The organism is Variovorax sp. RKNM96 (assembly GCF_017161115.1).
GTDB lineage: Bacteria > Pseudomonadota > Gammaproteobacteria > Burkholderiales > Burkholderiaceae_C > Variovorax.
This window is the reverse complement of record NZ_CP046508.1, coordinates 3,807,443-3,824,877: the sequence shown is the minus strand read 5'-3', so window position 1 is coordinate 3,824,877 and position 17,435 is coordinate 3,807,443. Positions and strand designations below refer to the sequence as shown.

At 66.9% G+C, this 17,435-nt stretch carries 17 protein-coding genes; 9 read left to right on the top strand and 8 right to left on the bottom strand.

Going from position 1 to position 17,435, the window contains the following annotated elements; translation table 11 throughout:
• Window positions 1–24: 24 nt before the first annotated feature.
• Window positions 25–414 (bottom strand): hypothetical protein, encoded by a 390-nt coding sequence (locus tag GNX71_RS17520; RefSeq protein ID WP_206173498.1) that lies wholly within the window; start codon window positions 412–414, stop codon window positions 25–27.
• Between the two features lie 98 nt (window positions 415–512).
• Window positions 513–989 (bottom strand): SsrA-binding protein SmpB, encoded by a 477-nt coding sequence (gene smpB / locus GNX71_RS17515; RefSeq protein WP_042576821.1) that lies wholly within the window; start codon window positions 987–989, stop codon window positions 513–515.
• A 62-nt stretch (window positions 990–1,051) separates the two neighbouring features.
• On the opposite strand from smpB, the gene GNX71_RS17510 reads away from it, so the two are divergent.
• Window positions 1,052–1,498: a type II toxin-antitoxin system RatA family toxin gene (locus GNX71_RS17510; protein ID WP_206173497.1), complete on the top strand. Its 447-nt coding sequence runs from the start codon at window positions 1,052–1,054 to the stop codon at window positions 1,496–1,498.
• Window positions 1,499–1,834: an RnfH family protein gene (locus GNX71_RS17505; protein ID WP_206173496.1), complete on the top strand. Its 336-nt coding sequence runs from the start codon at window positions 1,499–1,501 to the stop codon at window positions 1,832–1,834. It begins immediately after the preceding gene.
• On the opposite strand, the gene GNX71_RS17500 is transcribed toward GNX71_RS17505, so the two are convergent.
• On the bottom strand, window positions 1,835–2,362 hold the full coding sequence (locus GNX71_RS17500) for a DUF4124 domain-containing protein (RefSeq protein ID WP_206173495.1): 528 nt from the start codon (window positions 2,360–2,362) through the stop codon (window positions 1,835–1,837).
• A gap of 128 nt (window positions 2,363–2,490) precedes the next feature.
• Here GNX71_RS17500 and guaB point away from each other — a divergent pair, with 128 nt between their 5' ends.
• The 5 genes from guaB to GNX71_RS17475 all read left to right on the top strand — a co-directional run bounded on the left by guaB (window position 2,491) and on the right by GNX71_RS17475 (window position 7,374).
• A complete protein-coding gene (gene guaB / locus GNX71_RS17495; protein WP_206173494.1) occupies window positions 2,491–3,960 on the top strand; it encodes an IMP dehydrogenase in 1,470 nt (489 codons plus the stop codon).
• Window positions 3,961–4,037: 77 nt separating this feature from the next.
• A complete protein-coding gene (locus tag GNX71_RS17490; RefSeq protein WP_206173493.1) occupies window positions 4,038–4,286 on the top strand; it encodes a type II toxin-antitoxin system prevent-host-death family antitoxin in 249 nt (82 codons plus the stop codon).
• An 11-nt stretch (window positions 4,287–4,297) separates the two neighbouring features.
• Window positions 4,298–4,717, top strand: a complete 420-nt coding sequence (locus tag GNX71_RS17485; protein WP_042576827.1) for a type II toxin-antitoxin system VapC family toxin — start codon at window positions 4,298–4,300, stop codon at window positions 4,715–4,717.
• A gap of 11 nt (window positions 4,718–4,728) precedes the next feature.
• Window positions 4,729–6,345, top strand: a complete 1,617-nt coding sequence (guaA, locus tag GNX71_RS17480) for a glutamine-hydrolyzing GMP synthase (protein WP_206173492.1) — start codon at window positions 4,729–4,731, stop codon at window positions 6,343–6,345.
• Window positions 6,346–6,462: 117 nt separating this feature from the next.
• Entirely contained in the window at window positions 6,463–7,374 is a 912-nt protein-coding gene (locus GNX71_RS17475; protein WP_206173491.1) for a restriction endonuclease, read from the top strand.
• A 112-nt stretch (window positions 7,375–7,486) separates the two neighbouring features.
• On the opposite strand, the gene GNX71_RS17470 is transcribed toward GNX71_RS17475, so the two are convergent.
• From GNX71_RS17470 to GNX71_RS17450, 5 genes are all read right to left on the bottom strand, one after another.
• Window positions 7,487–8,524: an MBL fold metallo-hydrolase gene (locus GNX71_RS17470; protein ID WP_206173490.1), complete on the bottom strand. Its 1,038-nt coding sequence runs from the start codon at window positions 8,522–8,524 to the stop codon at window positions 7,487–7,489.
• 64 nt (window positions 8,525–8,588) lie between these two features.
• Entirely contained in the window at window positions 8,589–9,173 is a 585-nt protein-coding gene (locus GNX71_RS17465; protein WP_206173489.1) for a TetR/AcrR family transcriptional regulator, read from the bottom strand.
• Window positions 9,174–9,400: 227 nt separating this feature from the next.
• Window positions 9,401–10,345, bottom strand: a complete 945-nt coding sequence (locus GNX71_RS17460) for an ornithine cyclodeaminase family protein (protein WP_206173488.1) — start codon at window positions 10,343–10,345, stop codon at window positions 9,401–9,403.
• Between the two features lie 32 nt (window positions 10,346–10,377).
• The gene (locus GNX71_RS17455; protein WP_206173487.1) at window positions 10,378–13,836 is read right to left on the bottom strand and encodes a molybdopterin-dependent oxidoreductase; all 3,459 of its coding nucleotides are present in this window, start codon (window positions 13,834–13,836) and stop codon (window positions 10,378–10,380) included.
• A 17-nt stretch (window positions 13,837–13,853) separates the two neighbouring features.
• Window positions 13,854–15,341: a TIGR00366 family protein gene (locus GNX71_RS17450; RefSeq protein ID WP_206173486.1), complete on the bottom strand. Its 1,488-nt coding sequence runs from the start codon at window positions 15,339–15,341 to the stop codon at window positions 13,854–13,856.
• A 123-nt stretch (window positions 15,342–15,464) separates the two neighbouring features.
• Here GNX71_RS17450 and GNX71_RS17445 point away from each other — a divergent pair, with 123 nt between their 5' ends.
• Both GNX71_RS17445 and GNX71_RS17440 read left to right on the top strand, forming a co-directional pair.
• A complete protein-coding gene (locus tag GNX71_RS17445; protein ID WP_206173485.1) occupies window positions 15,465–16,403 on the top strand; it encodes a LysR family transcriptional regulator in 939 nt (312 codons plus the stop codon).
• Window positions 16,404–16,572: 169 nt separating this feature from the next.
• Window positions 16,573–17,403 (top strand): AraC family transcriptional regulator, encoded by an 831-nt coding sequence (locus GNX71_RS17440; RefSeq protein WP_241026966.1) that lies wholly within the window; start codon window positions 16,573–16,575, stop codon window positions 17,401–17,403.
• Window positions 17,404–17,435: the final 32 nt, after the last annotated feature.

The window sequence follows — 17,435 nt, the reverse complement described above, 5'->3', positions numbered from 1 at the left end:
GGGTGGGCCGGGAGCGGGGGCGGATCAGGGCTTGGCGGTCTTCCAGTTGCCGCCCACGCCGTCGCCGGTCTTGTCGCCCGGCTTGGTGTCCTTCACCCAGTAGTACAACGGCCAGCCCTTGGCAGCCCACTGCTTCTTGCCGTCGTCGCGCGTGACGATGGTGAAGTCACCGCTCGGCTTGTCGCTGTCGGCCGCCATGAAGGGCGGCCAGTTGGTGGCGCAGCCGCCATTGCAGACCGACTTGCCGTTGCCGGCGGTGTCCTTCTCGAACGTGTAGAGCGTCATGCCGTTCGCGCCGACCAGCGCGCCATCGGCGGGCTTGGGTTGGGCGAATGCGGGGAGGGCGAGCAGGCTGCCGAGCAAGGCGGCGGCAATGCCGACGGAGGAAACGCGGGAAGCGCGAAATGGCGACATGGAAAGACTCCTGAGGTTGGGTGGCACCGGCAATCCGATGACACCGCACAAACGCCTGCAGGGCGCGTTTTATTCCATGCCGCGCAAAAAAAGAACGATCAGCGGCTGCGGCTCTTCATCGCGCGCTCGACCTCGCGCTTGCCTTCGCGGTCCTTGATGGTGTCGCGCTTGTCGTGCTCGGCCTTGCCCTTGGCCAGCGCGATGTCGCATTTGACCTTGCCCGCCTTCCAGTGCAGGTTGAGCGGCACCAGCGTGTAGCCCTTTTGCTCGACCTTGCCGACCAGCCGGCGGATTTCTTCCTTATGCAGCAGCAGCTTCTTGGTGCGGATCGAGTCGGGGTTGACGTGCGTCGAAGCGCTCTTGAGCGGGTTGATCTGCAGGCCCACGACGTAGAGTTCGCCGTCGCGGATCACCACGTAGCCGTCGGTGAGCTGCACCTTGCCTTCGCGCAGCGACTTGACTTCCCAGCCTTCGAGCACCATGCCGGCCTCGAAGCGTTCTTCGAAGAAATAGTTGTACGCGGCCTTCTTGTTGTCGGCAATGCGGGAGGAGGTATCTTGTTTCTTTGTGGCCATGGCTCGGGAAGGTGGGGACGCATGGCTTCAATACAATCCGTCGCGCACGCTGCACCGATTCTATGAAAACAGTCAACAAGTCCGTCCTCATCTGGTACAGCGCCGAAGAGATGTACGCGCTCGTCACCGATGTGGCGAAGTATCCGCAGTTCCTTCCGTGGTGCGACAAGGCCCGGATCATCGAAGAGGACGAAGCCGGCATGACTGCCGAAGTCGGCCTCGCCTTCGCCGGTCTGCGCCAGAGCTTCACCACCCGCAACACCCACATTCCCGGCCGGGAAGTGCAACTGAAACTGGTCGACGGCCCGTTCTCCAATCTCGACGGCAACTGGAAGTTCGTGCCAGTGGGCGAAGCGGGCGAACGCGCCTGCCGCGTCGAGCTGCACATGAGCTACGGCTTCAGCAACTTCGCCCTGCAGGCGCTGGTGGGGCCGGTGTTCGACACCGTCGCATCGAGCCTGGTCGAGGCCTTTGTCAAGCGCGCCGAACAGGTCTACGGCAGTCCCTGAATGATCGAAGTCACGCTGAGCTGCTCGCCCGTGGCACGCGAGGTGTTCGAGCAGGTGTTGCGGCTTGAGGAAGGCATTGTCCTGAGCGACGCGGTGCGGGCCAGCGGGTTGTCGCAGCGCTTTCCCGATCTCGATTGGCGGCATGCCATGACACCGGGTGTCTGGGGCAGGGCGGTCGAGTGGGACCAAGTGTTGAAGGACGGCGATCGCATCGAGCTGTGCCGTCAGCTCACGGTCGATCCGAAGGTGGCGCGCCGCGAGCGCTTCCAGCGCCAGGGCGCGCGGGGCACCGGGCTCTTCGCGAGCCGGCGCAAGGGCGGCAAGGCCGGCTACTGACTACTTGCAGTCGCTGTCGATGACCGACTGAATCCGCTTCTGCTCGGCCACGCGTGCGGTGTCGTCCATGATCTCGCGCTCGCCCTTGGCATTCACCTTCGCGATGCGGATGCCACTGTCCAGCGTGGACTTGCCTTCGCGGGCACGGGCGCAGTTGTCGGCCTTGGCCTTCGCGACTTTCGCCTCTTCGGCAGCGCGCTTGGCCTTCTCTTCGGCCTCGGCCTTTTTGGTCTTTTCCTCGAGTTCCTTGTCGACGCCGCTCGGCTTGGGCGCGGCGGCGCTTTCGCGCGCCTTGGGTGCTGCCGCCTCGGTGCCTTCGGCCGCCGGGGTGTCCGGCGAAGAGATGCCGGTGGCCGGCCGCGGTTGCGCGCCCGATTTGCGCAGGATGTTCTTCTCGGGAACATCGGGCGGCGGCGCCTGGTCGCTGAAGACCTTCTTGCCGTTCTTGTCGATCCATTGCCATTGCGCGCTCGCAGAGAGCGGCAGCGCCACGACACATCCCACCAGCAGCCAGTGCATGAATTTCATCCCCGAAGTTTAGCCGCGCCTTACGTCTTGCAACATCCTCGTTCGGTGCTTTTGCAACGGTCCGGAAAAGCCCGGGCCGGCGAACGCCCCGGGAGCCTCGTTACAATCCGTCTTTTGGAGCTTCACCCATGCGCCTTCTCGGCAAAGCGCTCACCTTCGACGACGTGTTGTTGGTGCCAGCGTTCTCCCAGGTCCTGCCCAAGGACACCTCCCTCGCCACCAAACTCTCCCGCAACATCACGCTGAACCTGCCGCTCGTCTCGGCGGCCATGGACACCGTGACAGAAGCCCGCCTCGCGATCGCCATCGCGCAGGAAGGCGGCATCGGGATCGTCCACAAGAACCTCACCGCGCAACAGCAGGCCGCCGAAGTGGCCCGCGTCAAGCGCTACGAATCGGGCGTGCTGCGCGACCCGGTGGTGATCACGCCGACGCACTCGGTGCGCCAGGTGATGGCGCTGTCGGACCAGCTCGGCATCTCCGGCTTCCCGGTGGTCGATGGCGGCAAGGTCGTGGGCATCGTGACGGGGCGCGACCTGCGCTTCGAAACCCGCTACGACGTGCCCGTCAGCGAAATCATGACGCAGCGCGACAAGCTCATCACCGTGCCCGACGGCACCACGCTGGCCGATGCCAAGGCGCTGCTCAACAAGTACAAGCTCGAGCGCCTGCTGGTCATCAACAACGACTGGGAGCTCAAGGGCCTCATCACCGTCAAGGACATCACCAAGCAGACCAGCTTCCCCAATGCCGCACGCGACCCGAGCGGTCGTCTGCGGGTGGGCGCGGCGGTCGGCGTGGGCGACGGCACCGAGGAGCGCGTCGAAGCGCTGGTGAAGGCCGGTGTCGATGCCATCGTGGTCGACACCGCGCACGGCCACAGCGCCGGCGTGATCGAGCGCGTGCGCTGGGTCAAGAAGAACTATCCGCAGGTCGACGTCATCGGCGGCAACATCGCCACCGGCGACGCGGCGCGTGCGCTGGCCGATGTCGGCGCCGACGCGGTCAAGGTCGGCATCGGCCCGGGCTCCATCTGCACCACCCGCATCGTGGCCGGCGTGGGCGTGCCGCAGATCATGGCGGTCGACAGCGTGGCCACCGCGCTGCAGGGCACCGGCATTCCGCTGATCTCCGATGGCGGCGTGCGCTACTCGGGCGACATCGCCAAGGCGATCGCCGCTGGCGCCAGCACCGTGATGATGGGCAGCATGTTCGCCGGCACCGAAGAAGCGCCCGGCGAAATCGTGCTGTACCAGGGCCGCAGCTACAAGAGCTACCGCGGCATGGGCTCCATCGGCGCGATGCAGCAGGGCAGCGCGGACCGGTACTTCCAGGAATCGACCACGGGCAACCCCAACACCGACAAGCTCGTGCCCGAAGGCATCGAAGGCCGCGTGCCCTACAAGGGCTCGATCGTCTCCATCGTCTACCAGATGGCCGGCGGCGTGCGCGCCAGCATGGGCTACTGCGGCTGCGCGACCATCGAGGACATGAAGAACAAGGCCGAGTTCGTCGAGATCACCACGGCCGGCATTCGCGAGAGCCACGTCCACGACGTGCAGATCACCAAAGAAGCGCCGAACTACCGGGCTGAGTAAGTCCAATCTGGCCAGACCTTGAAAGTCAGGCCACATTGGCATTAAAATTTGGGCCAGATTCAATTTTTCTGGCCCAAATGCAATCCATCGGCATCGCTGAAGCCAAGAACAACTTCTCGGCCCTGATCGACTCGGTCGAAAAGGGCGAGGAGGTTCGCATCACCCGTCACGGCAAGGAAGTCGTGCGCATGCTGCCGGTGCGGCGCAAGCCGGTCATCACCGATGAGCAGATCGAGCGCGAACTCGGCCAGATCGACGCGCTGCACGCTGCCATCCAGCCTGGCCTTTCTCTTCGCGCGTTGCGAGGCGAAGGGCGCCAATCGTGACAGCCTTCGTCATGGACGCCTCCGTCACCGCCGCCTGGCTCCTGCCCGACCAGGCCAGCGAACACACCCGCAAGCTCTACGCCGCCATCCGCCGCGACGAGGTCGAGCCGCAGGCGCCCAACGCCTGGCAATGGGAATGCGCCAACATCCTGGCCAACGGCGTGCGCAGCGGCCGTATTCCCACGTCCGCGGTCGAAGGGCTGTGGAGCGTGCTCGACGCCATTCGCCACCGCGTCGAGTTGCACGAGCTCGCGCCCGCCCAGCACAAGGCCGTGCTCGCCGTGGCCATCGATGCCGGCATCTCGATTTATGACGCGGGCTATCTCTGGCTCGCCAAGTCGCTCAATCTTCCGCTCGCCACCTTCGACGAGCATCTCATCCAGGCAGCGCCCAAGGCGGGCGTGAAGCTGTTCGACATTTCAACGCTCTGAGTCCTCTCGCCATGCAACACGACAAGATCCTCATCCTCGACTTCGGCTCGCAAGTCACGCAGCTCATCGCACGCCGCGTGCGCGAGGCGCATGTGCTGAGCGAAGTGCATCCCTGCGACGTCACCGACGAATGGGTGCGCGAATACGCGGCCGACGGCCACCTCAAGGGCGTGATCCTTTCGGGCAGCCACGCGAGCGTGTACGAGGAAACCACCGACAAGGCCCCGCAGGCCGTGTTCGACCTCGGCGTGCCGGTGCTCGGCATCTGTTACGGCATGCAGACCATGGCGCACCAGCTCGGCGGCAAGGTCGAGGGCGGCCACAAGCGCGAGTTCGGCTTCGCGGCCGTGCGCGCCCATGGCCACACGGCGCTCCTGAAGGACATCGCCGACTTCACCACGCCCGAAGGCCACGGCATGCTCAATGTGTGGATGAGCCACGGCGACAAGGTCACCGAACTGCCCCCGGGCTTCAAGCTCATGGCCAGCACCGACAGCTGCCCCATCGCCGGCATGGCCGACGAGGCGCGCCGCTACTACGCGCTGCAGTTCCACCCCGAAGTCACGCACACGGTGCAGGGCAAGGCGATCATCGAGCGCTTCGTGCTCGGCATCTGCAACGCGAAGCCCGATTGGGTGATGCGCGATCACATCGCCGAAGCCGTGCAGAAGATCCGCGAGCAGGTGGGCGACGAAGAAGTCATCCTCGGCCTCTCGGGCGGTGTCGATTCGAGCGTGGCCGCCGCGCTCATCCACCGCGCCATCGGCGACCAGCTGACCTGCGTGTTCGTCGACCACGGCCTCCTGCGCCTGAACGAAGGCGACATGGTCATGGAGATGTTCGAAGGCAAGCTGCATGCGAAGGTCATTCGCGTGGATGCGAGCGACCTGTTCCTCGGCAAGCTCGCGGGTGTGAGCGACCCGGAGGCCAAGCGCAAGATCATCGGCGGCGAGTTCGTCACCGTGTTCAAGCAGGAGGCCGCGAAGCTCAAGGCCGGCGATGGTGGCCACAAGGGCGCGACCTTCCTCGCGCAAGGCACGATCTATCCCGACGTCATCGAGTCGGGCGGCGCCAAGAGCAAGAAGGCCGTCACCATCAAGAGCCACCACAACGTCGGCGGCCTGCCCGAGCAGCTCGGGCTCAAGCTGCTTGAACCGCTGCGCGATCTCTTCAAGGACGAAGTGCGCGAACTCGGCGTGGCGCTCGGCCTGCCGCCGGAGATGGTCTACCGCCATCCGTTCCCAGGCCCGGGCCTGGGCGTGCGCATCCTGGGCGAAGTGAAGAAGGAATACGCCGACCTGCTGCGCCGCGCCGACGCGATCTTCATCGAGGAGCTGCGCAACTTCAAGGACGAGAGCGGCAAGACCTGGTACGACCTCACGAGCCAGGCCTTCACCGTGTTCCTGCCCGTCAAGAGCGTGGGCGTGATGGGCGACGGCCGCACTTACGACTACGTGGTCGCGCTGCGTGCCGTGCAGACCAGCGACTTCATGACCGCCGACTGGGCAGAGCTGCCGTATGCGCTGCTCAAGAAGGTGTCGGGGCGGATCATCAACGAGGTGCGCGGCATCAACCGCGTGACCTACGACGTATCGAGCAAGCCGCCGGCGACGATCGAGTGGGAGTGACGAGGTCGAGCGGTAGCCACGGAATCTCCGGACGCCCGGAGATCGCGGCTACCAACTCCACCTAAGCGGGCTCGCCGCAAAGCTTGCTCACGGGGCGCTGATTAAGTGGGGCAACGCATGAACCAACCCAGGCAGCATGTTCCATCGAATGTTCGTTCTCATTGCGAGCTTCCGTTCTGGCGCGGGAACCTCGAAGAGGAAGACTTAGTTCATTGCAGCTATTGCGGTGCCCGGATGGATGATCACTACGACCCTGGACTTTGGGATGTTTCTTTTGAGGATTTCGCGGCAGTCCATGAAGTAGAGATTCGGCATCCGTACTTCAATGGTCCTCCCTTGAGGCACCCCCACGTGATATTGCGAGGGGACACCGTGGAGAGAAAGGTGTGCCTCCATATCTGTCCCGTATGCGGTTGGTGGATCGCTGAGGACCGAGCGGTTCTACCGGCGATGCACTGGCAGCATTGGGCCGTCACACTGGCTTCAGAGCCGGCGTTGGAAGAGCTTGCTCTCAATGACATTGGAGCACCGCTTCAGGAGGTACGGCGCTACTTGATGCGAAGGTTCGAGGCGCGGACGTTGATGCACCCACGACTGTTTGAGCTGACCGTTGCGAGTGTTTTCGGTGATCTCGGGTACCGAGCATCCGCGACTGGCTATTCGAACGATGGAGGGGTCGACGTAATCCTGGAGGATGGTTCGGACGCAAGAATCGGGGTTCAAGTCAAGCGGCGGAAAGGCGCCGTGGAAGTGGAGCAGATCAGAGCATTTCTAGGCGCCTTGATGCTGGGGGGCTATACCCGCGGTGTGTATGTATCAGCATCCCGCTTTAGCCGCGGAGCGCGCAAGGCGGCGCGACTCAGCACACAAACGGTGATGCCCATTGAGCTAGTCGATGCGGGTCGTTTCTTTGACATGCTTGACTATGTCCAGTTAAAGCATCGACCGAGACCTCAGGACTGCAACATCACCCGGGCAAGGCCGCTGAAGTTCTATGGGCATGACTACTATCACCTCAATACCTTATAAGGAAGCATTGTTGAGTGATGCATCGCTGTGCCACTATTTCGCGATCTCCTCTTCCGTGCATGGTGTGACAGGAGCGTGGTGAGAAGAGAAGGGGAGGAAGAGTGAGTTCCGCTCAGTTCCCGCCAGCCACCCACCACGCAGCACCCGCATGCGGCGCCTCAAGCGCCACTCGCTCCCCCATCACCGGCGTAGCCAGCTTCACATCACGCGCCCGCGCCAGCGCCTGAATCCGCTCGAACGGCTCGTCCCAGGGATGCATTGCCAGGTCGAAGGTGCCGTTGTGCACCGGCAGCAGCCAACGCCCCCGCAGGTCCAGATGGGCTTGCAGCGTTTCTTCGGGCTGCATGTGGACGTCGGCCCATTGCTTGTCGTACGCACCGGTCTCGATCATCGTCATGTCGAAGGGGCCGTAGCGATCGCCGATGGTCTTGAAGTCGGCGTGATAGCCGGTGTCGCCGCTGAAGAAGATCCGCAGGTCGCCGGCCACGATCACCCATGACGCCCAGAGCGTGCGGTCCTCGTCGCGCAGGCTCCGGCCCGAGAAATGCTGGGCCGGCACCGCCGCCAGCCGGATGCCGTCGACCTTCGTCTCGTCCCACCAGTCGAGCTGCCGGACGCGCGCCGGATCCACGCCCCATGCGATCAGGCGCTCGCCCACGCCCAGCGGCGTGATGAACACCTCGACCTTCGGCGCGAGCCGCGCGATGGCGGCGCGGTCCAGGTGGTCGAAGTGGTCGTGCGAGAGGATCACGCCCTTGATCGGCGGCAGGTCGTCGATGTCGATCGGCGGCGCATGGAATCGCTTCGGGCCGGCCCACTGCACCGACGACGCACGCTCGGAGAAGACCGGGTCGGTGAGCCAGAACTCGCCGTCCAGCTTGAGCAGCAAGGTCGAGTGGCCCAGGCGGTAGAGGCTGCCGTCCGGCGCCTCGAGGAGGGCGTCTGTCGTCAGCGGGCGCACCGGAATCGGCGTGCTCGGCACGGTCGTGTCGCTCTTGCCGGTCAGGAATTGCCAGCCGATCGCGACGGTCTTGAGGAAACCCATCGGCGCGCGCGGCACGACGTTGCGGTAGATGCCGTCGCGCTGCTGCGGCGACTTGGGGTTGGCTGCGAGTCGCGGACCGCAGGCGCACAGCGAGGAGGTGGACATGGCGATGACTCCGATCAGGAAAAGTTGGCGAAGGTGAGAGGGCGTGCGCTTCATTCGAAGAAGCTCAGGGTGCGGGCGCCGGTCCGCCGCACACCAGGCGCACGGCGATGCGTATGCCGGCCTGGTACTCGGCCGGCGTCCGGGCGTAGTGCTTGAGGCCGTGCGAGGCCGCGTACAGGTGCTGTGCGAGTGACTTGGCGGTGAGGCCCGCGGCGCGCCAGGGCACGGCGGCACCGGCCGACTGGATCGCCCGTGCGAGTTCCTTGGGCACGACCTGGTCGAACTCTTCCAGCACCGGACCGACGAGTTCGCGCGCGGTCGCAACGATCTCGCCCATGTGTTCCAGCGACATCTGAGAGCCGTCGTTCTGCGCATGCAACGCCGCGAAGGCGCCGATCAGTCGTTCCTCGATCGGCAGGTCCTCCCGCGCCAGTGCGGCACGCATGGCCGCGAGGCCTTGCTGCGCGAACCAGGTGACGGCTTCCTTGAAGAGTTCGTCCTTCGACGCGAAGTGCAGGTAGAGGCCCTGGCGCGAGATGCCGGCGGCGCGCGCGAGATCGTCCATCGACGTCTTCCGGTAGCCGTAGCGCAGGAAGACACCGAGCGCGGCCTCCATGATCGCGATGCGCCGGTCGGGAGCGGCGGCCATCAGCGGACCGCTCCAGCGCGGCGCGCAACGGGTATCGCAAGAGCGAGGCTGACGGAAATGCGGGACAGCGAAGGCATGGGCGAGTTCGGCGATGAGGGTGGATGTTCAAGGCCCCCGCCGGTCGGCGCACCACGAAGTTCGTGCCGCCAATCCGCGAGGACAGGCGTCGAACTTTTACAGTATTGATCTATTTTGTCAACTTGGTCCAATAAGTCGAGATCAGCGTCTCACGCCGCTTCGACGCTCTCGTAGACGAGGATCGCCGCCGCGAGGTCCTCGAGCGCCGTGCCCACCGCCTTGAAGACGGTCCGTCCGTCGGACTCGGTTCGTCCCTGGACCCGGCCGGTGACCAGGTCGGCCAGGTCTCCCGCCACGTCCGCGGCCGTGAACACGCCGCGCGACATCGGCCCGAGCAGTTCGCCGCTCTTTTGCAGTGCTTCCCGCGTGTCGATGAAGAGCCTCGCGCCGACGAACGCCGCATCGTCGGCCTCGCGCATCTGCGGCGTGAAGCTGCCGATCAGGTCGAGGTGGCTGCGCGTCCCCAACCATGCGCCTTCGATCACCGGCTGCGTCGCGAGCGTGGCGCAGCTCACGATGTCGGCGTCGCCCGCGGCCTGGCCGAGGTCGGTTGCGACGAACGCATCGAAACCCTGCGCATGGAGGCGTGCGGCGAGCGCGTTCGCCGCGGCCTCGTTGCGATCCCAGACCGCCACGCGTTCGATCGGACGCACGGTGCGACAGGCCTCCGGAACCAGGCCGCCGACACGGCCGCAGCCGACGACGAGCAGGCTGCGCGCCTGCGCGGGCGCGAGGTAGGACGCGGCGAGGGCCGACGCGGCGGCGGTGCGGCGCGAGGTGATCTCGTTGCCATCGATCTGTGCCAGCGGCTCGCCGGTGCGCGCGTCGTAGAGCATGTAGGTCGAGAACAGTCCAGGCAGGCCGCGTTCGGCGTTGCCCGGAAAGATGTTGACCGTCTTGATGCCCAGGTAGCGGCCCTCCTGCCACGCCGGCATGATCAGCACGGTCCCGCCCGGTGGCGCGGCCTGGTTCTGGAGCGTGTGCACATGCCGCAACGGCACTTCGCAGCCGGCGATGAACATGTCGCGCAGCGCGGGAATGAGGCGCTCGAAGCGCAGGGCGTGGCGGGTGCTTTCGGTATCGATGATTTTCATGGGGGGCTTGGCTTGGGAACGGAGGGCGGGGCTCATGCATCGAGCACGAGGTCTTCGAGCGGCACGGCCTGGCATGTCAGGCACACGGCAGGGTCTTCGGGTTCACGGCCGTGCAGATGGGACACCTTGCCGGCGATCAGGCGCACGGCGCAGCTTTCGCACTGCCCCACGCGGCAGCCGCTCGGCATCTGCAGGCCGAGCGATTCGCCGAAGCTCAGCAGCGTGCCCTGCCTGGGCGTCCACGTGACCGGCCCGCGGCCCGAGCGCGCGAAGCGGACGTCGAACTGCTGAGGACCGTCCACCGGCGGCGCGGCGGGCGAGCGGAACACCTCGCTGAAGATATCGAAGCGCGGAACGCCGCGCGCCACCAGTCCCGTGATGACGCTGTCCATCATGGCGGGCGGGCCGCACAGGTAGAAGCGGGCCCGTTGCGCGATCAGCGCGTCGTCCACCACGCTCGCATCGATGTACTGGTCCGACTGGTAGTCGATGTCGAGGCGGTCTTCGGGCAGCGGCGCGTTGTAGTGGTCGATCACCTGCAACCGGGGCAGACGTGCGCGGTGGTGCGCGATGCGTTCGCGAAAGGCGTGTGTCGCGCTGTTCTGGTTGGCGTAGTAGAGCCGGATGACGGGGCTGTCCGCGCCATCGGGCAGCGACTCGAGCAGGCTGATGAACGGCGTGATGCCGATGCCGCCCGCGAACAGGACCAGCGGCTGGGGCGAGCGGCGGGGAATCACGAAGCCGCCGGACGGCGCCCGCAGTTCGAGCGTGTCGCCGAGCTTCAGGTCGCGGTGCAGATGGCCCGACATGCGCCCCTGGTACGGCGTGCCGTCGGCCGCACGGCCTCGCTGGTGCCGCACTGCGATGGTGTAGCCGTGCCGATCCCGCTGCTCGGCCGCGCCAGTGAGCGAGTAGGCGCGCGAGACCGGCGTGCCATCGCCAAGGTCGAGCTTGAGTTCGACATGCTGGCCGGGCCGGTAGTCGGGCAGGGGCGCGTCGTCGATCGGCGCGAAACGAATGCCCAGCACGCCCTCGGCCTCGGGCCGCAGTTCGTCGATTCGAAAGCGGCGCGTGCCCGTCCATGAGCGCTGTCGCAGCGCCGTGGCGGGATCGCGTTCGATGTCGCAGAGAAAGGAGCGGTGCGGCACCGAACCGCTGACCGGGTCGCAATGGTCGGCCGAGATCAGCGCATTGAAATTGCTGCCCAGCGCACCGTCCAGCGGCAGGCCGTCGCGGTCCAGTTCGCTGCAACCCTGCCACCAGCCGAACTCGGCCACGACGAGATCGTCCGCCAGGCCGGGCGTGATGCGCGCGACGAAGCGGGCCTCGCCCACGCGCGTGCGGATGCGCAGCCAGTCGCCGCCGACGATGTCCTTGGTCTTCGCGAGGGCGGGGCTCAGTTCGGCCACTGGCTCGGGGGCGCGCCGGCGCAGCGAGGGCAGGCTGCGATGCTGGCTGTGGCAGTAGAGGCCGTTCTTGGCCGAGCTCAGCACATAGGGGAAACGGCCGTGTCCGGTCGCCCTGGCGTCGCGCGGCGTGTCGGCGGGCTCGACGAAAGTCGCCACGGGCGGCTGGCCGTGGCGCAGCAGGGTTTCGGAATAGAGCTCGACGCGGCGCGTGGGCGTGTCGAAGCCTCGCACGCCGGTGGGCGTGGCGCGCGCGTATTTCCGCTCGCCCGCGTCGATGTCGCAGGCCACGCCTTCGGGCCGGTCGCGCAGTTGCGCCACCGTGAGACCCAGCGGCTCGAGGATGTGGTTCCACCCGACCTCCAGGCTGCCGCCGAAGAATTCGTCGCCCATGCCGAGCCGGCGGGCGAGATCGAACAGCACCTCGTTGTCGGAACGCGATTCCCCGCGCGGGGCCACCATGCGCTGGCGCAACTGCACCCAGCCGGCCGCGCGATCGTCGATCTCGAAGCCGACGCGCAGGCCCTCGCGCTCCCAGGGGGTGTCGATCGGCAGCAGGATGTCGGCGTAGCGCGCGGCCGGCGTTTCGAACAGGTCGCAATGCACGTGGAATTCGAGCTGCGACAGCGCCTGCTGCGCGAGCGCGGTGTCGGCCTGCGAAACCGGCAGGTTGGTGCCGAAGGCCATCATCGCGCGCACCTTGTACGGTTCGCCGTCGACGATCGCGCGATAGGTGTCGCGCGCGGTCACCCAGCCGTGGGCGGGCGGGCCGATCGGCCGTTCCTTCAACCCGAGCGCCTTCGCGCGCTGCGCGTCGGGCAGCAGCGAGAGCGCATTGACCGCGTTGACGCGCGGGCCGGTGCGCACGCGGTTGCCGCCGATGCGATCGAAGCTGCCGCACAGCGCGTACAGCGTGGCGACCGCGCGCTCCGACTGGGTTGCGTTGGTGTGCTGGCCGATGCCGGTCCAGGCGTGATAGGCCGTGCGGTGCCCGCCACCGAACAGCTCGGCCGCGGCGCGCAGCGGGGCTTCGGGCACGCCGGTGATGCGTTCCACCTCCTGCGGCGTCCAGACGGCGCAGGCCTGCGCCAGCACATCGAAGGCCGGGCGACACGAGAGGTGGTGGCCGTTCTCCGCCGTCACCTCGATCGCACCGCGCAGGCGGAAATGGGCCGAGCCTTGAGCTTGTGCGTCCCGAGCAGTGTCGTAAGGCACCGCCCCCTGGTGCGCATCGCTCCACACCATGAAGCGGTCGCCCTCGGCATCGGGCCGCAGGTCGCGCTCGCGCAGCAGATGCCCGTTGTCGTCGCGCACCAGCAGCGGCGCGTTGGTCCAGTCGCGCACGAAGGCCTCGTCGAAGCGGTTGTCCTCGATCAGCAGGCGGATCATCCCGAGCGCGAGCGCCGCATCGGTGCCGGGCCGCACCGGCAGCCACACGTCGGCCTGGCGCGCCAGCGCCGTGGGACGCGGATCGACCACGATCAGCCGCGCGCCTTTCGCGCGGCCCTTCGCAATGGCGTTGGCCTGGGCCAGCCAGGTGTTCGTGGGGTTGTGGCCCCACAGCACGATCAGCTCGGCCTGGGCGTAGTCGGCCGGCGGCATGCCGCAGCCGAAGGTGAAGGCGTGGGCGAAGTCCTTGTGCCAGTTGCAGACCTCGGTCGCATAGCAGATGTTGGGACTGCCGAAGAGGCGCACGAAGCGCTCGATCCAGTCGATGCTGTCGCTCAGCGGGGTGCCGCTCGGCGTGGTGACCGCGAACACCACCGATTCGGCGCCGCTCTCGGCCCTGATGGCCCCCAGGCGCTGCGAGGTCTCGGCCAGTGCCTCTTCCCAGCCGATGCGCACCCAGCCCGGATCCGGATCGCCCTTGGGCCGCGTGCGGCGCATGGGATGCAGCACGCGATGCGGGCTGTGCACCAGCTCAGGCGCGGCCTTGCCCTTCATGCACATCGCCTGGCCGGTCGGATGCGCCGCGTCGGGGCGCACCGACACCAGCATGTCGCCGCGCACCTCGTTGAGCGTGCCGCAGCGCGAACGGCAGAGCGTGCAGTAGCCGCGCTTGATTTCCGTGGTGGCCGCGTCCATCGAAGCGTCCGGCCCGCTCACGGCATCACGGGCGCAACGTAGCTGAGCGTGCGGCCCAGGAACCAGAGCATGAAGAGCACCAGCGGCGCGTGGACCAGCAACTGCAGGAAAGTGAAGCCGACGATGTCGCGCGCCTTCAGCGAGAGCACGCCCAGCAGCGGCAGCATCCAGAACGGGTTGATCAGGTTGGGCAGCGCCTCGGCCGCGTTGTAGACCTGCACGGCCCATCCGAGATGGACCTTCAGCTCGTTGGCCGCCTGCATGACGTAGGGCGCCTCGATGATCCACTTGCCGCCGCCCGAGGGAATGAAGAAGCCCAGGATGGCGGAGTACGCGCCCATCACCACCGCGAAGCTGTCGACGCTGGAGATGCTCACGAACAGGTGCGCGATGCGGTCCGACAGCGTGTGGCCGCCATCGCCCTTGGCGGCGGTCAGCATGGCAGCGATGGCGCCGTAGAGCGGAAACTGGATGATCACGCCCGCGGTCGAGGGCACCGAGCGCGAGACGGCATCGAGAAAGCTGCGCGGGCGCCAGTGCAGCAGCATGCCGATCATCAGGAACAGCAGGTTGTAGGTGTTGAGCCCCGCGATCGCGATCAGCGGGCTCTTGGCCATGAACTCCTGCGCGAGCCAGCCGAAGCCGAGGGCGCACAGCAGCAGGGTGAGCAGCGGGCTGCGCTCGAGCCATTCGCCGGGGCGCTGCGCGGCGGTTTCGTCGGAAGCCGCCTTGGCTTCAGCCAGGTCGATGCCGAGGTCCTGCGCCGTGACCGCGCGCTCGGCCGTGGGCGCGGACCAGAGCGCGATCGCGACCGAGACGGTGATCAGCACCAGCGCCATGACCATCGACTGCCACAGGAAGATGGTCTGGCTGAACGGGATCACGCCGGTGATGTCGAGAATGCTCTTGGGCAGGCTGGCGGCGTTCGCCTGCAGTTGCGCCGCCGAGGAGCTCATGCCGAGCGCCCAGGTCGCACCCAGCCCGAGATAGGCCGCCGCACCGGCGGCGCGGTAGTCCATGCGCAGTTCGGTCCGGCGCGCCAGGGCGCGCACGTAGAGCGCGCTGAAGATCAGCGAGATGCCCCAGTTGAAGAGCGACAGGATCATGCTGATCGCCGCCACATAGGCGATGGCCTGGCGTCCCGACACGGGCACCGCCGCCAGCCGGCCGATGAAGCGCGCGGCCGGCGGCGAGGTCGCCACCACGTAGCCGCCGATCGCGACCAGCGCCATCTGCATCGTGAAGACGATCAGGCTCCAGAAGCCGTCGCCGAAGGACTTGGCCACGACCAGCGGGCTCGATCCATTGAGCAATGCCGCGACCGCGACCACCGCCGCCGCGATGGCGGCGAACACGTAGGCATCGGGAAACCAGCGCTCGGCCCAGGCGGTGAAGCGCAGGCCCAGGCGGCTCAGGAGGCCGGGACCCGCATGGCCGGCCTGCGCCGGGGAAGGGAGGAGGGCGTCTCGCCCGGGACCGGGGGCTGTCTTTGATGTCGAAGGCATGGTGTCTCCAATGGCTGGGCCTGGGGCGTCGTTCGCGCCCGGGATGTCGTGCGGGGCGACTATGGGCGAACAGCTTCATCAATTCAAATATTGAATATCAATAGAGTGATATAGGATTGATCTATGTCGATCACGATCAAGCAGCTGCAGCACTTCGTCGCCACGGCCCACACGGGGCAGGTCTCGCGCGCGGCGCAGCGCTGCTATGTGAGCCAGCCCTCGTTGACGACCTCGCTGCGCAATCTCGAGGCCGCGCTGAAGGTCCAGCTGTTCACGCGGCACTCCGACGGGCTGCGGCTCACGGTGCACGGCGAAGGCTTTCTGCGCCACGCGCAGCACATCCTGCGCACGCTGGAAGTGGCGGTGGAGGAGAGCCACGGCTCGGCGTCTTCCGTCGAGGGGCGTGTGCGGATCGCCATCACGGACACGGTGTCCGAATACATGCTGCCGAAGATCATCGGCGCCATGCGCCGGCAGTTGCCGCTGATCGAGTTCGAGCCGGTCGAACGCAACCGCGAGGAGATCGAGGCGGGGCTGCGCAGCGGCGAGTTCGACCTGGCCGTGGTGCTCGTCTCGAACCTCTCGCAGGCGCCCGACATCCGGCGCGAGAACCTGCTGAAGTCGCAGCGTCGCCTGTGGACCTCCCTCGACCATCCATTGGCCACCGGGCAGTCGGTGTCGTTGCGCGAGATCGCGCAACTTCCCTTCGTGCTGCTCGACATGGACGAACACGTGGAGACCGTGGGCCGCTACTGGGGCGCGGCGAAGCTCGAGCCCAAGGTGGTGTTCCGGACCAAGTCGATCGAGGCCGTGCGCAGCCTGGTCGCGCAGAACGTCGGCGTGACGATCCTGTCGGACCTGGTGTTTCGCCCGTGGTCGCACGACGGCGGACGCATTCGCCGCACGGCGATGGCGGGCGCGGTGCCGTCGATGGACCTGGGGCTGGCTTACCGGCGCAGCGGCGTGCTGTCGGAGGCGGTCGCTGCGTGTGCGAGCACCTTGCGGCTGCTGGCCAAGACGGTGACGCGGGAGTCGGATCTGCGAGCCGGCGACGGCCCATGAACAAAGCCCCCGCGTCTTCTTCCTGGCGGATCGGTTCCAGGCGCTGGATGAAGACTGATCGACCCCAACGCGGCGCAGCACGTGGCATACCCTTTGCAATCCCGATCTAATCCCACCTGACCCGGCGGCCGCGATGGCCGCCGCCCTTCGTGCGAACAAAGGACGCCCGTTGGCCCGCTCCGATCCTCGCAACAGCTCGCGCTACTGGCACGCACCCGGCGTGGCCGGCATGGACATGCTCCATGCCGATTTCACGACGCACGACTACGCGCCTCACGTCCACGATTCGCTCGTGGTCGCGGTCACCGAGGTGGGCGGTTCGGAGTTCAGGAGCCGGGGCCGAACGGACCTTGCCCACGCCGAGGCGCTCCTGGTCTTCAACCCCGGCGAGCCGCACTCGGGCCGCATGGGCGGCAGCGAGCGCTGGCGCTATCGCAGTTTCTACCTGGCCGCGCCGGGCATCGCGAATGTCCTGGCGTCGCTGGGCATCGACCAGCCGCGGCATTTCACGTCGAACGTCTTGCGCGATCCGGACCTCATCGCACGCTTCCTGGCGCTGCATCGCGCACTGGACGGCGAGCCCGATCCGCTGCTGCACCAGGAGTTGCTCGTGCGCAGCTTCGGTGCCCTGTTCGCAGGCCATGCGCGGGCAGGGCAGCGCATTCCGGTCGCGCCTTCGGATGCGCGCGTGCTGGCGCCCGTGCTGGGGCTCATGCGGGATTGCCACGCGGAGCGCCTGACCCTCGAGCAGATGGGCCGGGCCGCCGACCTCACGACGTTCCAGTTGATCGACGTGTTCAACCGTTCGATCGGGCTGACCCCGCACGCCTACCTGACCCAGCTGCGCCTGCGCGCCGCGATCCGGCAGCTCGATGCGGGCCAGTGCGTGGCCGATGCCGCGCTCGCGTCGGGCTTCTACGACCAGAGCGCGCTGAACAAGCACTTCAAGCGCGCCTTCGGCATGACGCCGCTCCAGTACGTGCGCGCGCAGGGGCGCTGAAGGAGGCACGGCCGCAGCCAACGGCGGCCAAT

What these genes read in the sequence shown, in the direction of transcription:
- guaA (WP_206173492.1), top strand. Translation starts at nt 4,729, where the DNA reads ATGCAACACGACAAGATCCTCATCCTCGACTTCGGCTCGCAAGTCACG.
- GNX71_RS17505 (WP_206173496.1), top strand. Translation starts at nt 1,499, where the DNA reads ATGATCGAAGTCACGCTGAGCTGCTCGCCCGTGGCACGCGAGGTGTTC.
- GNX71_RS17450 (WP_206173486.1), bottom strand. Translation starts at nt 15,341, where the DNA reads ATGCCTTCGACATCAAAGACAGCCCCCGGTCCCGGGCGAGACGCCCTC.
- GNX71_RS17455 (WP_206173487.1), bottom strand. Translation starts at nt 13,836, where the DNA reads ATGGACGCGGCCACCACGGAAATCAAGCGCGGCTACTGCACGCTCTGC.
- GNX71_RS17465 (WP_206173489.1), bottom strand. Translation starts at nt 9,173, where the DNA reads ATGGCCGCCGCTCCCGACCGGCGCATCGCGATCATGGAGGCCGCGCTC.
- GNX71_RS17490 (WP_206173493.1), top strand. Translation starts at nt 4,038, where the DNA reads ATGCAATCCATCGGCATCGCTGAAGCCAAGAACAACTTCTCGGCCCTG.
- GNX71_RS17510 (WP_206173497.1), top strand. Translation starts at nt 1,052, where the DNA reads ATGAAAACAGTCAACAAGTCCGTCCTCATCTGGTACAGCGCCGAAGAG.
- GNX71_RS17470 (WP_206173490.1), bottom strand. Translation starts at nt 8,524, where the DNA reads ATGTCCACCTCCTCGCTGTGCGCCTGCGGTCCGCGACTCGCAGCCAAC.
- GNX71_RS17475 (WP_206173491.1), top strand. Translation starts at nt 6,463, where the DNA reads ATGAACCAACCCAGGCAGCATGTTCCATCGAATGTTCGTTCTCATTGC.
- GNX71_RS17485 (WP_042576827.1), top strand. Translation starts at nt 4,298, where the DNA reads ATGGACGCCTCCGTCACCGCCGCCTGGCTCCTGCCCGACCAGGCCAGC.
- GNX71_RS17500 (WP_206173495.1), bottom strand. Translation starts at nt 2,362, where the DNA reads ATGAAATTCATGCACTGGCTGCTGGTGGGATGTGTCGTGGCGCTGCCG.
- smpB (WP_042576821.1), bottom strand. Translation starts at nt 989, where the DNA reads ATGGCCACAAAGAAACAAGATACCTCCTCCCGCATTGCCGACAACAAG.
- GNX71_RS17520 (WP_206173498.1), bottom strand. Translation starts at nt 414, where the DNA reads ATGTCGCCATTTCGCGCTTCCCGCGTTTCCTCCGTCGGCATTGCCGCC.
- GNX71_RS17460 (WP_206173488.1), bottom strand. Translation starts at nt 10,345, where the DNA reads ATGAAAATCATCGATACCGAAAGCACCCGCCACGCCCTGCGCTTCGAG.
- GNX71_RS17445 (WP_206173485.1), top strand. Translation starts at nt 15,465, where the DNA reads ATGTCGATCACGATCAAGCAGCTGCAGCACTTCGTCGCCACGGCCCAC.
- guaB (WP_206173494.1), top strand. Translation starts at nt 2,491, where the DNA reads ATGCGCCTTCTCGGCAAAGCGCTCACCTTCGACGACGTGTTGTTGGTG.